We start from the raw sequence: 13,443 nt of genomic DNA on the forward strand, positions 1-13,443 counted from the left end.
GGTCTGAATCGGAAATCCTTCCGCTGGTGTTACCATTTCCACAAACGGTAGCGAATCAAGTTCAACAAACATCACATTGTTATGGTATCCCCCCGGCGCATAACGAGGATTTTCTGGATCGTTTATCCAGTAACTTCCATTGAGAACATATTTGTATTCGTGAGAACCCGATGCAATTTTCGCCGGAAGTTTATAAACTCCTAACGAATCTGGTCCGGCTAACCGGGTAGCCGTTGCTGACCAGTTGTTAAATGTCCCGGCGACATTCACCCGGCTAATCGATCCAACCGGAGAAATAAATGCGGAAGCGCGGGTGTCAAACGTAAACGTATGCCAAGTCAATGTGGGTGGTGTCTGTTCGGTTAACCAGATATCCCAATTCAATCCGTTGTTGTTATCCCACTGGGTACCGTTCGTAAACACAAAATGCAACGAACGGGTTGTATCGTTCGTCGGAATCGTAGTAGACCAAACTCCGTTATTGTTTGTTAGTCGTGACTGAACCGCTCCGGTGCCACTAACAACAGTGTTCGGTGGCCAAATCTGCGAGGGTGGCTGTCGCCAAGCTCCCGGACTCGATTGATTAATGCCCCAGTGCAATAAAATATTCGATGATCCTACCGGTAGTGTTCCCGATGCCAGATTGTAGTAGATCGTAACGGCATCGCCCGGTTCACAACTATCGGGACTCCACCAGGCGACTGTTCCCGCCGCTACCCAAGTGACAATCCAATTGTGGTTATTGTTGTTATCCCATTGAGTTCCGGTAGTAAACACGAATGCAATGTTGCGAATCGAAGTGTCCGGAGGGGTAATCGTAATAGTAAATGTACTGTCGGCGGCATTGCGCGTCATTGGTGACTGCACAGCAACACTATCCGTGTGTAAATTGCTACCAGTTGGCCACATTGCCTGTGGTGGTCGCGACCAACTACTCGTGATAGGATTATAGATCCCCCAGTGAAGTCGTACCTGTGGTGCGCCTGGTGGCAATGTACCAATCCGGGTATCGTAGTGGATAGTGATCGGTTGGCCGGCTATCGGTTGTTCAGGTTCCCACCAAGCTGATTGGGCAAGGGTTTGCGCAACGAGCAAGAGTACAAAGAAACTGACATAAGCGACTCGGTTAACAGGGAAAAATCCACTCTTTGGCATCGTGACCTCAACAGTACTGTTTCTAAACGAGATGAACCCGGAAAGCATAATGAAAAAGATAACTGCGAAATTGGTTCAATGGTAGTAGAATTCACAAACTTTCATTAAAAATCCCAACAGTAAGTTAGTATACTTAACATCATTATCGATTTTCGTGAGCGACATCACAAATAGATTGTATGTCAATTAAATATCGAATAACATTCTACTGAATCAAGCTCACTCCAAGGAGTTCGTGTAAGATTAAGTGTAATGAAGAAGACACTTTGATTTTTCATAACCGGTGGGAAGAATTTGTACTTTACAAAAAAGCTGATAGGATCAACCAATGAAAATACTTAAGACCACATTTGTTTTCACGTTGTTGCTTACATTCGGAATAGCATCAGCCCAAACATTTTCTGCCTTTACAACGCGGGTGGAATCAGCGCCGGAATCGTTGCGTACAACTATTGTCGATAGTTTTCTTGCTGCTCAACCCCGGTTGCCGTTCTTCGATAACGATACCACAGTAGTATGGCTTTACAATGGTTTAGTAAGCAGTGTAAACATCCCCGGCGATGCGAACAACTGGACGCTCAATGCGTATTCAATGTCTCGATTAAGTACAACCAATCTCTGGTATCACACCCATCGTTTTGAATCCGACGCGCGACTCGATTACAAATTCGTAACCAATGGCAGTAACTGGATTCTCGATCCCCGGAATCCTTACCAGGTTTCCGGTGGGTTTGGACCAAACTCGGAGATGCGAATGCCAACTTATCAGCCGCCGCCGGAGATTGGATACAGTGCAACGATACCTCATGGTACATTTTTTGATACTACTTTTTTTAGCACAGAACTTGGAAATTCTCGCACAGTACGGGTTTATCTTCCCCCCACCTATAACACTTCATCCGATTCCTTTCCTGTGGTATTGGCGCACGACGGCTTAGAGTACATTTCACTCGCGCGAATGAACAATGTGCTCGATAACTTAATTGCTTCCGAACGGATTCAGCCATGTATTGTTGTATTCGTTCCGCCAGTGAATCGCACCAATGAGTATGCCGGTAACCAGATGTCATCTTTTTCGGCTTTTCTTGTTAACACGGTGATGGCAACCGTCGACCAGCGATTCCGAACTCGTCGCGATCCAACGTATCGCGCAACTCTTGGCGCCTCAAATGGTGGCAACATCTCATTATGGTTGGGATTACACTATCCACAAGTATTTGGAAATGTTGTCGCTCAATCCAGCAACGTACAGACCGCGATCTCAAACGGATTTCGTGATACACCTCGTTTACCGCTAAAGCTCTATTTAGATTTAGGTACTTATGATATTCCCGCACTGATCCCATTAGTGAGAAACTTTGTACCAATTTTACAAGAGCGGGGATACCCCTATTACTACATCGAGTTTCATGAAGGACACTCATGGGGGAATTGGCGCGCACATCTGGACATTGCCCTCGAGTATTTGTTTCCCGGTCCGGCATTATCGGCTCCTCCGGCGACAACGATTCCAACTCGATACGATGTAGCACAGGTGTTTCCCAATCCCGGTAATGCCAGTTTTACCGTAAAGTTCCACTTACCATCGCCGCAGTCGGTCTCGATTGTTATCTTCGATACGACTGCCCGGTTGGTCGGTTCTGTTGCAGTGGGGAACTTGTCGACAGGGGATCATATCATACCCTTTGATGGAGCGAGTTTTGCCAGTGGTTCCTATTATTGCTGGGTACGTTCCCGTAGTGGTGATTCGGTTACCAGATTTGTGGTGTTAAAGTAACATGGCAGGAAAACTTTGTCCGAAGATTATTCTGGAAGGCACTCGTCTAACCCAGAAAACCGATTTGGCATTTGCATTAAATGAACATCCACGCATTGTCGGTCCGCGGAAGTATCGGTATCATTCACCCATTGTATCCGCCGAATGGTGTGCCTTTACGAATTTCCCGTGGGGACGCGGACTCATCAACTTCGAACCCCAGGAAGAAGCGTTGGCAATCGAAACCTACCAAACTTGGATTCGGTTGTTTGAATTACAAAAGTACTATTCTTGGATCGTCGACCGTTTCCATATTTCAACGATGGTCTATCAACAAACGCGTCATAGCAAGAAGTTCGATTTTACTTGGTTAGAACAACGGTTAGTTCCCCTCGGTTTTCGGATTGTCTTCTGTTGGCGTTCTGCCGATTCTTTTTACCAAGCAAGGGAAGAACGCAGAAAAGTATCCGGGAAACCTTCCCAATACGATGACATCGATCAATTTATCCTCGAACAGGATCGTTTCCGTGAAGTATTGCTTTCAAGTCAACTTCCTATACTGGAACTCGATGTCTCTCATAACAATCTATCCACTGCTTGTGACCGGATTGCCGATTGGCTCGAGCAAACAGACGGCCTCTACATGAAGTAGTCACACTACATTTTGTAAATTACCGGAACCTAACGTAATCTCACCCAGTTAGATAGTTGAGGAATCAAACAATCGGGTTTTTACCGAATCCTCTTTCTTTGTATCTTTCAGTTTGCACTCGAGGGGAAACGCATGAACCTATTGGTTACGGGCGGCGCTGGATTTATCGGCTCGAACTTTCTCTATTTACTACAAGAAGTACGTCCCGACTGGCGGGTTGTAAACGTCGATGCGTTGACCTATGCCGGCAATTTGGAATCCTTGACCGGTCTTGACGGCTGGGCGAACTACCGGTTTGTGAAAGCCGACATTTGTGACCGCACTGCATTGTCGAATCTCTTTGAGGAAGAGAAGTTTACGGCAGTGATTAATTTTGCCGCGGAGTCTCATGTCGACCGTTCGATTCTGGATCCCGGGGTATTTGTTACCACCAATGTGAACGGTACCCAAGTTCTCTTAGATATGTCGAGAAAGTTCGGTATAACCAAGTACTTACAAGTATCCACCGATGAGGTGTACGGTTCGCTCGGGGCGACCGGATTCTTTACCGAAACAACGCCGTTAGCGCCGAATAGTCCCTACAGCGCAGCGAAAACCGGCGCTGATTTATTGGTACGGGCATATTATCACACCTTCGACTTGCCGGCCGTCATTACTCGATGCAGCAACAACTACGGTCCCTATCAGTTCCCGGAAAAACTGATTCCCCTGATGATTCAGAATGCGTTGACCGACAAGCAGTTACCGGTGTACGGCGATGGGAGAAATGTCCGCGACTGGCTCCACGTCGAGGATCACTGTACCGCGCTGTTATTGGCATTAGAGCATGGAAAGCCCGGGGAAGTTTACAACATCGGCGGCAACAACGAGCAGTTCAACATTGACATCGTAAAAACCATTTTATCGATATTAGGGAAACCGGAGTCGTTGATTCGGTATGTTCCCGACCGTCCCGGTCACGACCGTCGCTATGCTATCGATGCAACCAAGATTTCGACCGAATTGGGTTGGAAACCGAATTGGACCTTTGAACCGGGACTACAGGCAACGGTACTGTGGTATCTTGACCATCGTGATTGGGTGGAACACATCCAAACCAAGAGTTACTTGGATTATTACGACCGGCAATATGCCGACCGGCTGGCAAAAGGGCGCTTGTGAACTATCTCGCGAAACCGATTCGAATCATCGTCGACTTAGGCTGCCTGATGGCTGCCTATGGTGGCGCCTATCTCCTGCGGTATGAGTCGGGGCTGTTTACCGTAAACGTTCGCGGCGATTTTCTTGCGGCGTCTCTCTTGTTATCGGTTTCCTGGCTCATCGTTTTTCTGGTGTTGGGGCATTATTCCGGGCACCCGGTTTTACCCTTGCTCACGAATATGAAAAAAGTTGCTGTGGTAGTATTGATTGGCGGTTTAACACTATTCTGGTTGACTTTCGAGGCAGAACGCCCACTTCCTTCCGGTCGGTTCGTATTGTTAGCATACGGGGTTGGTATTATCTTGCTCGTCCCATTGGGACGAACCGCGCTCATTGCGTTACAACGTTCGCGTTGGCGTGCCGGTCATGACCGGTGCCGGACAATTCTGGTGGGGCATGGTAGATGGATCAAACTCCTATCGGAAGAGTTTACGAATCATCCCGAATTTGGTCATGAGTACATTGGCAATGTCCGCTTAACTCCTGAAACAGTAAAAGATTCACCTCGGGAGTTAGGACTATTTGAACAATTAGGAGCCATTCTATCCAATCACCGGATCGAATGCGTAATACTTGCTTGGGAACACGAACATTCCGAAGAAGTGTTGGAAGGTATCATGATTGCGAATCATGCCAACGCTGTAGTTCAGGTTGTTCCCGATTTACGGGACTATGCCGCGTCATGGGCAAGACTGCAGGCGCGCGACGATCTCCCGCTGTTTATGGTTAACGCCGATTTCCACCCGCAATGGGAACGGATGCTAAAAGGCGCCGTTGGAGGAAACAATGCTTGATCTACGCCGCTTGCGCGACAATCCCGAAGCGGTTATCGAACAATTACGAACACGGAATGTCGCCAATCCGCCAGTGCTTGAGCTGGTAAAGTTAGACGATGAACGGAAAGTGATTCTATCGACTACGGAGGATTTGCGCGCGACACTTAATCGTGAATCGAAAGCGATTGGTCAGAAAGTCAAAGAAGGCGGCAAAGTCGATGAATTGAAAGCCGCTTTGAAAGAGATTTCCGATACGATTTCGAGTAACGAACGGAAATTGCGGGAGCTGGAAGAAGCAATTGAAGCGAAGTTATTGCGAATTCCTAATCTTCCGAACGAAAATGTTCCCATCGGAAAATCGTCCGAAGATAATATTGTCGTGAAAACCGCGACCCCGGAACCTTTGCCATTTGCGCCGAAGAGCCATTTAGAGCTCGCCGACCGATTAAAGCTGTTCGATTTTGAGCGCGGCACGAAAATTACTGGCAGTGGTTTTCCACTCTATACCGGGATGGGCGCATGGCTCGAACGTTCGCTTTGGAATCTCTTTCTCGATACTCATCGCAAGAATGGCTACAAGGAGATTATACCACCGCTGCTTGTGAACCGCGAAACCGCCCGTGGAACTGGACAGTGGCCGAACTTAGCCGAAGACATGTACCGGGTCGATTCCGATGTCGAGGGGAGTGAATTCTATTTGATTCCGACGTCGGAAGTGCCGATTGCGAATATCTTCCGTGGCGAAATTCTCGATGGCGCGAAAATGCCGATGCGGTTTGCTGGCTATTCACCTTGTTTCCGCCGCGAAGCCGGTTCCTATGGCAAGGATACCCGCGGCTTCCTGAGGGTACATCAATTCAATAAAATCGAAATGATTTGGTTGACGAAACCGGAAGATAGTTACAACAATCTGGAAACGATGACCAGTCATGCCGAAGCGTTGCTTGATCTGTTGGAGATACCTTTCCGCCGATTAGCGCTCTGTACCGGTGACATGGGTTTTTCAGCAGCAAAAACCTACGACTTGGAAGTCTGGAGTCCTTTTGAAAACAAGTGGCTCGAAGCTTCGAGTTGTTCCAATTGCGAGGATTTTCAAGCCCGCCGGATGGCGCTTCGGTTCCGCCGCGAGCAAGGCGCTAAACCGGAACTCGTGCACATTCTGAATGGCAGCGGCTTAGCGACGTCGCGCGTCATGGTGGCATTGTTGGAAAATCATCAGACCGAAGAGGGTTCTATCAATATTCCAGCGGCATTGCGACCATACATGGGTCACAAAACACAAATCACAATCGACGATATTCTTTAGCCGTACATCGGACATTCTTGTCCGATGGGCATTTGAGGAAAAGGATCGATCATTACTGATCAACCGACATCCAATTACGATTGGCGCGAACGAAACCGTTTTCAGCGTTTACTTCGCATGCTCCTCCAAACGGGGCATCGCTTGGATGAGCGCGGCTTCATTGCGGCCAATGATGGCAATCTCTCGGCGCGTTGGCAAACCGGTCGTTTTCTTGTAACTCGCTCCGGTTCGATGAAAGGGCGGCTAGAACCATTTGATCTATTAGTCGTGGATGAATCCGGGATGCAAGTTGCCGAGCCGCAGCATCCCGGCGTTCCAGCCGAGTACCGAGTTTCTTCCGAATGGAAAATGCACCTGGCGTTATATCGAGCGCGTCCGGATATTCACGCGGTCGTTCACGCCCATCCGCCATTTGCTACAGCTTGGGCAGCCTCACGGAAAGAGTTGCCGGAACCAGTACTGCCGGAAGTGACCGTAATCTTGCGCGAAGTACCATTGGTTCCCTTTGCGGTACCCGGCACGCAGGAATTTGCCGATACAGTAGCAAAAGTTGCACGGGAGAAAAATACGACGGTGCTGCTGCTGGCTAATCACGGGGTCGTTGCGGTAGGCGCTGACCCGATTGCAGCGCTGGATCAACTGGAGCGGGTTGAGCATGCCGCAAAAATCCTTCTGCTCAGTAAAATCATCGACGGACCCGTAAAACTTACCGAGTCTGAAGCGGCTGCATTAGCTGCCGCTTACCCGCGATAGGATCGAATATGCGTATCCTCATCATCGGAGCCGGAGAAGTCGGTTCGCATCTTGCTAAGATGCTGCGCCGTTACCGGCATGAAGTTGTCGTCGTGGAACCGGACGCCGAACGGCTCGAACACCTTGCTTCCGTTGCTGACATTCTGCCGGTACGCGGGTTGGGGACTTCCCCGGAAACGTTGCAGGAAGCAGGCATCCGCGAAGCCGATATGATTATCGCCGTAACCACGGTCGATGAAGTCAACCTCCTCGCGTGTACACTTGCCAATCAAGTCAATGTCCCGGTAAAAATCGCGCGCGTCCGAAACCAAGAGTACGCAACCCTCACCAGTCTCGAGAGTAAATTCAAACTTGGCATCGATTTGATGGTGCACCCCGAGCTGGAGGCGGCGCGGGAAATCGCGAATTTGGTGCGTTACAATCGCGCACTGGATTATCATGTTTACGGTGGCGGGAAGATTCAACTCATCGGAGTGAAGGTCGCTGCCAATGCATCGTTAGTCGATAAACAATTATCATTGCTATACAATGGGTCGAATAGTTATCCGTTCCGGGTAGTAGCAATCCGCCGCGACTTGAAAACCCGTCTGGTAACGACCGACGATGTTATCCAAGCCAACGATTGCGTGTATGCTGTGATTCAAGCGGGTAATCTTGAACGATTTTTTTCGCTGTGTGGTTATGAAACCGACCGCGTTCGCGATGTGATGATTTACGGTGCCTCTGATGTCGGTAATCTCGTTGCGAAAGAGTTGGAGAATGATCGTCGGTTCCGGGTCAAATTAATCGAACCATCCGCGGAACGCGCACACATCGTTGCTCGCGAACACCCCCGCACTTTAGTAATGCACGGCGAAGGAACCGACATCGATCTCCTTGCCGCCGAAGGATTGGTGCAAATGGATGCCTTTGTTGCCACTACCGAGAACGATGAGAAGAATATCGTCTCTTGTTTGTTGGCAAGGCATCTTGGCGTTGAGCGGGTCATCACTCTTATTGGACGCAGCGAATACCTCCCGATTTTCCGTACGATTGGTTTGGACATTCCAATCAATCTCCGGTTAATTACAGCGAATGCAATTCTCAAAAAGATTCAACAGGGAAGCGTGATTAGCGTAAGTACATTACGAAGTATTGATGCCGAGAGTTTCGAGTTTGAGATACTACCCGGCTCACGATTAATTGGAAAACGCTTGGAAGATGTTCAACTTCCCAACGGGTCGGTGATTTGCGCTTTTCATCGAGCAGGAAGAGTGATGTTTCCTGCTCCCGATTTTGTTTTCCATGAAGGGGATTTTGCCGTTGTTTTGGCATTTTCCTCAGCAACAACTGCCATCCTGAAGCTGTTCCGGTAATCGGGCATGTCAGAACAAACGAACCTTCGCAGCAACGAACCTGCCCGCAATGAAATTGCTGCATGGAAACGTTGGCTGGCGCGTCTCGTTTCGTTTTTCTTGGCGATAGGCGTTTGGTTTGCAGTGATATCGGAAGATGTAATCGAGCGAACCCTCACGATTCCGATTATACCGTATGCCGATCAGGAATCACTGCTCTGGGTAGGCGATCCACCGGGCATGGCAACGGTTCGATTACAAGGGAAAGCGCGAACGATATGGTGGATGGAATATGTATCCCGACCGGAAATCCGGATTCCGTTGAGTACATTACCGATTTCCGGGGAAGTGAAACTTCGGCAGACAATGGTCGAGTTACCGCCGCGCTCTGATGTTAAGATTTTGGCAATACTACAACCTGAATTGCTTCCGGTACGGGTTGAGCGATATATGGTACGGCTACTCCCGATTAAAGTCGCAGTAGCAGTAGAACCAATCGAGGGGTATATCGTTTCTCAACAACCAGCTTCGTTTCCAGCTAACGTGGAAATTTCAGGTACTCGAACCCGGATCAATGAACTCGATTCGATTACTACTGAACCAATCGTGTTAGACAAAGTATCGGTCGGCGGCAGGCAAAAAGTAAAGTTGTTAACACCAGCAGGAGTGAAACTCGGTCTGTCTGAAGTGGAAATTCGTTACGAAGTCGAGCGATTGGTTGAAGAACGTATCGATAATGTACCGGTGATTCTTTCCGACTCACTGGAGGCAGACCCACCATGGATTTCCCTGCGGGTAAGCGGCCCAGCCTCTGAGATTTCTGCGTTGCGTAAGAAAACCGTTAAAGCGAAAATTGGGATGCTGTTGCATAATGCAACCGAAGCGGTTCCACAAATCGATTTGCCGCCAACTGTAAGAATCCTTTCAATTGTACCGCCGCAGGTTAAGGTGCGTAGACGATGATTGTATTGGGTATTGAAACCTCTTGCGATGAAACGGCAGTTGCCTTAGTCGACGATTCTTACAACATTTTAGCGCAGCGGCTCACCCGGCAAATCGAACACGAAAGATGGGGAGGTGTGGTACCCGAGACGGCTTCCCGGGCACACCTCGAGTTACTCGACACTGCGATACGCTATGTTCTACTTGACGCTTCGTTGATTCCCGCGCAACTCTCGGGTATTGCAGTAACGACTGGCCCAGGGCTTGCCGGAGCACTTTGGGTTGGCGCTGCATTTGCCGATGGGTTTAGTTTGGCTTCGGGAGTGCCGATTATTCCGGTGCACCATTTAGAGGCGCATCTTTGGTCAGCGTTGTTCGTCGATAAAACGATTGCTACGCCATTTTTGGCGTTACTCGTTTCCGGGGGACACACTTTACTCATTCGCGTGAACGCGTATCGCAATTATGAAATCATCGGGACAACGCGCGACGATGCCGCCGGCGAAGCGTTCGATAAAGCGGCGCGTTTACTGGAGTTGGGGTTCCCCGGCGGGCCCGCCATTGCAAACGCAGCGCACCGCGTCAAGAAGAATCAACGATTGCCAAAACTACCCATTGCAGATCTATCGCCAAGTTTTGATTTTAGTTTTAGCGGATTGAAATCGGCTTTGAAACGCGCAGTCGACGGACACCCCGAATTTTCACCCGAAGCGTGGGCAGCCTCGTTTGAAACCGCCGCCATCGAATCGCTCCTGAAACCAGTAATGCGTTATTGGCAAGCCAATCCCAAGTTACCGTTAATCATCGGAGGAGGTGTAGCTGCAAACCAGTTACTCCGTAAACGGTTAACCGAGACCGCAGAAAAATTAAAGACCCGATTCTTTGCAACACCAATTGAATATTGCACCGACAATGGCGCTATGATTGCATTGGCTGGCGTATTGTCGCTAGAACATGGTTTTCAAAACAGTGAGCAACCGGTAACAATTCATCCCCGTTTTCCGATTTCTCAACTCACGGCACACGACTCCTAACGTACAACCAGTAATGACAATCACAACCACAGCGACCCTTTCGATTTGGTTATGGCTTCCCATCGCACTTATGGGAAGCGCACTGGTCGGTTGGTTTTGTTATCGCAACACGACCCCCTCACTCTCAGGTCGGGTACGCTGGAGTTTAACGTTGCTAAGGGCATTGGCGTTCTTTCTGCTTATTGCTGCGCTCTGCTCAGTCGAATGGATTTTTGCAAATACCTATCAGCGTAAATTTCGGTTAGGGATTCTTCTCGACGGGTCGGAATCAATGACAATAACCGACCGTATTGGTGACCGCAAAGCGACTGTAACCTCCACCTTGCAAAGTATCGCCACAAAATCTAACTCATCAACGATCATGCAAGCGAATGCACTGCATACATCCGACCGACCCCTTGAGCTTTGGCAAACGAATTGGCAACCGGCTTCGATCACCTCGGCGACTCGCATGCTGCAAGCAATCGACTCGTTTCCCAACCCGGTCGATGGCGTGGTATGGATTACCGATGGTGCATTTCTCGAAGGCGACGCTTATCAAACACCGTTTAAACCGGTTTGGGCAATCGCTATCGGTGATACTGTGCTGCCTGCAAATGCTTTTCTTGCCGATGTTTCGTTCCCTACCCGGGCGATTGCGGGAAAGCCCTGTCCGGTAAAAGTTACTCTTGCTGCCAATGGTTTAGATGGCGCGTCCGCCTCGATTCGCGTCGCCATCAGTGGCGGTAATTCGGTTGAGCGGACTGTAAAATTGCCGGAGAATGGTTCGCAGGATTCCCTCGTTGTCGCAGTGACACCGGGTGTCAGCGGCTGGCGGCAGTTAACCGTCGAACTTACCGCCGTCGGCGATCCCTATCCATCGGATAACAAACGAACAGTGCCGGTTTTAATACGACCCGCACAAATTCCCGTAACGATTGTGTATGGGAAACTTCATCCCGATGTCTCAGCGATTCATCGAGCCGTTGTCGCCGATTCCGGATTTGTGGTTACGCTTGTTCAACAATCGAGTACGCTGCCTACCAGTAAAACGGGGATTGTCATGTTACTTCACGCTCCTGATCCAACGTTGCCGGGAGCGATGGCGCTCAGCGATTGGGCGGCGAATTATTCCGGTGGCGTGTTATGGATGCCCGGCACTGCGGGTTGGTCGAATGCAATTTCACTGCGATTTCAACCGAGCGGTGTAAGTCAACGGGGAGCGGGGGAGCGGCGTTCGGTGATTCCCGTCCCGCTATCCGACCGGATGATTCCGGGGACGACAATTGAGCCGGAATGGAATCGATTACCACCCATTGCTGGAAATCGCAATTTCGCAATCGCAAAAAATAATGTCGTTGCGACCTTCGATGCGACCGAACCTGCGATTGTCTTGCAATCTGGAGGTAAGCGCAGCATTACCTTATTTGTTTACGATGTGTGGCGATGGTCGCAGGCTCCTATCGAATCGGGAAAACCGGGTGCAGTGACTGCATTTTGGCAAACCGTATCGGAGTGGTTGGCTAGCGAATCGACCAAACGCTTTCAAGTAGTTCCTGCCTCGCGTTATTCGGTTGGTACCGCTTCAACGACCGAAGCAATTTGGTTATCCGACGCGGGCGATCCCGTGACTGATGGTGTGGTTACTGCAACTATCGGTGATCAAACAGTTCCCTTTACAATGCGTGAGCCGGGACGTTATGTCGGTCAATGGACGCCAAATCGAAATGGCAATACTTCTTATGTAGTCACGGGTATGTTATCGGCCGGAGCCAAAGTCAGTGATTCGATACAAATCGGAATCGATAACTACTCCTCCGAACATCAAAACGCTGCCGCCTTTCCGAAGCGATTAGTAAAGCTCTCGCAGACCGGCGGCGGTTTACTTTCGATGGAAAGAATTCCCGCTTTGTTGGATAGCCTTGCGAAAGTCACGATCCCGGAGACCACGAAATCAGTTTGGTTCCTCTGGCGTTCGGTGTACACATTGATCCTTGCGATTGGTTTGCTCTGCATCGAGTGGTTTGTTCGCAGCCGCAATGGAATGCTGTAAACATGTACCCCATTCGTACACCAAGCGATGGGTATGCTGTTTACATCCATGTCCCCTTCTGTAATCGGCGTTGCCACTACTGTGATTTTTATCTTCGTACCGATCCTGAACGCAAGCTCCCCGGTTACTATCCGGCAATCAATGCCGAAATTGCGCTGTATGGCATTGGCTCAGACGCTGTCGCCAAAAATTCATCGCATCCATTTGCTGAAGTCTTTCAAACCGGGATGCCATCCAGCCTCTTTATCGGCGGTGGTACTCCATCGTTATTAAATCCGGAACGAGTTGCTGACTGGATTACGTTTTGGCGAACCCGCGGATTACCGGAGAGCGCCGAAGTAACGCTGGAAGCAAATCCCGAAGATCGAGCCCGCTACCGAGCTTATGCCGCCGCCGGGATAAACCGCTTATCAATCGGTTGTCAGAGCTTTCACGACGATGAATTGCAACAATTAGGTCGAACCCATACCCGTAACGATATCGAAGCCGCCTTCCTTTCCGCC

The 13,443-nt window shown here is 49.5% G+C and carries 12 protein-coding genes; 11 read left to right on the plus strand and 1 reads right to left on the minus strand.

What is annotated here, in order from left to right; all coding sequences use genetic code 11:
- Positions 1-1,155 (minus strand): carbohydrate-binding protein (locus OEM52_09685; protein MDK9700401.1); only part of this gene is annotated, 1,155 nt, incomplete at its 3' end.
- Between the two features lie 328 nt (positions 1,156-1,483).
- On the opposite strand from OEM52_09685, the gene OEM52_09690 reads away from it, so the two are divergent.
- The 11 genes from OEM52_09690 to OEM52_09740 all read left to right on the plus strand — a co-directional run.
- Positions 1,484-2,932, plus strand: a complete 1,449-nt coding sequence (locus OEM52_09690; protein ID MDK9700402.1) for an alpha/beta hydrolase-fold protein — start codon at positions 1,484-1,486, stop codon at positions 2,930-2,932.
- Position 2,933: 1 nt separating this feature from the next.
- Positions 2,934-3,563 (plus strand): hypothetical protein, encoded by a 630-nt coding sequence (locus OEM52_09695; protein ID MDK9700403.1) that lies wholly within the window; start codon positions 2,934-2,936, stop codon positions 3,561-3,563.
- A gap of 132 nt (positions 3,564-3,695) precedes the next feature.
- Complete coding sequence (gene rfbB / locus OEM52_09700; protein ID MDK9700404.1) at positions 3,696-4,724, plus strand: dTDP-glucose 4,6-dehydratase; 1,029 nt, start codon at positions 3,696-3,698, stop codon at positions 4,722-4,724.
- Positions 4,721-5,557: a hypothetical protein gene (locus OEM52_09705; GenBank protein ID MDK9700405.1), complete on the plus strand. Its 837-nt coding sequence runs from the start codon at positions 4,721-4,723 to the stop codon at positions 5,555-5,557. Before rfbB ends, OEM52_09705 begins: the two co-directional genes overlap by 4 nt.
- Positions 5,550-6,845, plus strand: coding sequence for a serine--tRNA ligase (serS, locus tag OEM52_09710; GenBank protein MDK9700406.1), 1,296 nt, complete (start codon positions 5,550-5,552; stop codon positions 6,843-6,845). Before OEM52_09705 ends, serS begins: the two co-directional genes overlap by 8 nt.
- A gap of 117 nt (positions 6,846-6,962) precedes the next feature.
- The gene (locus tag OEM52_09715) at positions 6,963-7,598 is read left to right on the plus strand and encodes a class II aldolase/adducin family protein (protein ID MDK9700407.1); all 636 of its coding nucleotides are present in this window, start codon (positions 6,963-6,965) and stop codon (positions 7,596-7,598) included.
- Positions 7,599-7,606: 8 nt separating this feature from the next.
- Positions 7,607-8,953: a Trk system potassium transporter TrkA gene (trkA, locus tag OEM52_09720; GenBank protein MDK9700408.1), complete on the plus strand. Its 1,347-nt coding sequence runs from the start codon at positions 7,607-7,609 to the stop codon at positions 8,951-8,953.
- A 6-nt stretch (positions 8,954-8,959) separates the two neighbouring features.
- Positions 8,960-9,895 (plus strand): CdaR family protein, encoded by a 936-nt coding sequence (locus OEM52_09725; protein ID MDK9700409.1) that lies wholly within the window; start codon positions 8,960-8,962, stop codon positions 9,893-9,895.
- Entirely contained in the window at positions 9,892-10,908 is a 1,017-nt protein-coding gene (gene tsaD / locus OEM52_09730; protein ID MDK9700410.1) for a tRNA (adenosine(37)-N6)-threonylcarbamoyltransferase complex transferase subunit TsaD, read from the plus strand. Before OEM52_09725 ends, tsaD begins: the two co-directional genes overlap by 4 nt.
- A 13-nt stretch (positions 10,909-10,921) precedes the next feature.
- On the plus strand, positions 10,922-12,940 hold the full coding sequence (locus OEM52_09735; GenBank protein MDK9700411.1) for a hypothetical protein: 2,019 nt from the start codon (positions 10,922-10,924) through the stop codon (positions 12,938-12,940).
- 2 nt (positions 12,941-12,942) lie between these two features.
- The coding region (locus OEM52_09740; GenBank protein ID MDK9700412.1) for a radical SAM protein at positions 12,943-13,443 on the plus strand (501 nt) is incomplete at its 3' end.

Source organism: bacterium (assembly GCA_030247525.1).
Taxonomy (GTDB): Bacteria; Electryoneota; JAOADG01; order JAOADG01; family JAOADG01; genus JAOTSC01.

Bases quoted from the DNA above. Each gene is read 5' to 3' on its own strand.
- serS (MDK9700406.1), top strand. From the start codon at position 5,550: ATGCTTGATCTACGCCGCTTGCGCGACAATCCCGAAGCGGTTATCGAA.
- OEM52_09735 (MDK9700411.1), top strand. From the start codon at position 10,922: ATGACAATCACAACCACAGCGACCCTTTCGATTTGGTTATGGCTTCCC.
- trkA (MDK9700408.1), top strand. From the start codon at position 7,607: ATGCGTATCCTCATCATCGGAGCCGGAGAAGTCGGTTCGCATCTTGCT.
- OEM52_09725 (MDK9700409.1), top strand. From the start codon at position 8,960: ATGTCAGAACAAACGAACCTTCGCAGCAACGAACCTGCCCGCAATGAA.
- tsaD (MDK9700410.1), top strand. From the start codon at position 9,892: ATGATTGTATTGGGTATTGAAACCTCTTGCGATGAAACGGCAGTTGCC.
- OEM52_09690 (MDK9700402.1), top strand. From the start codon at position 1,484: ATGAAAATACTTAAGACCACATTTGTTTTCACGTTGTTGCTTACATTC.
- OEM52_09715 (MDK9700407.1), top strand. From the start codon at position 6,963: ATGCTCCTCCAAACGGGGCATCGCTTGGATGAGCGCGGCTTCATTGCG.
- rfbB (MDK9700404.1), top strand. From the start codon at position 3,696: ATGAACCTATTGGTTACGGGCGGCGCTGGATTTATCGGCTCGAACTTT.
- OEM52_09695 (MDK9700403.1), top strand. From the start codon at position 2,934: ATGGCAGGAAAACTTTGTCCGAAGATTATTCTGGAAGGCACTCGTCTA.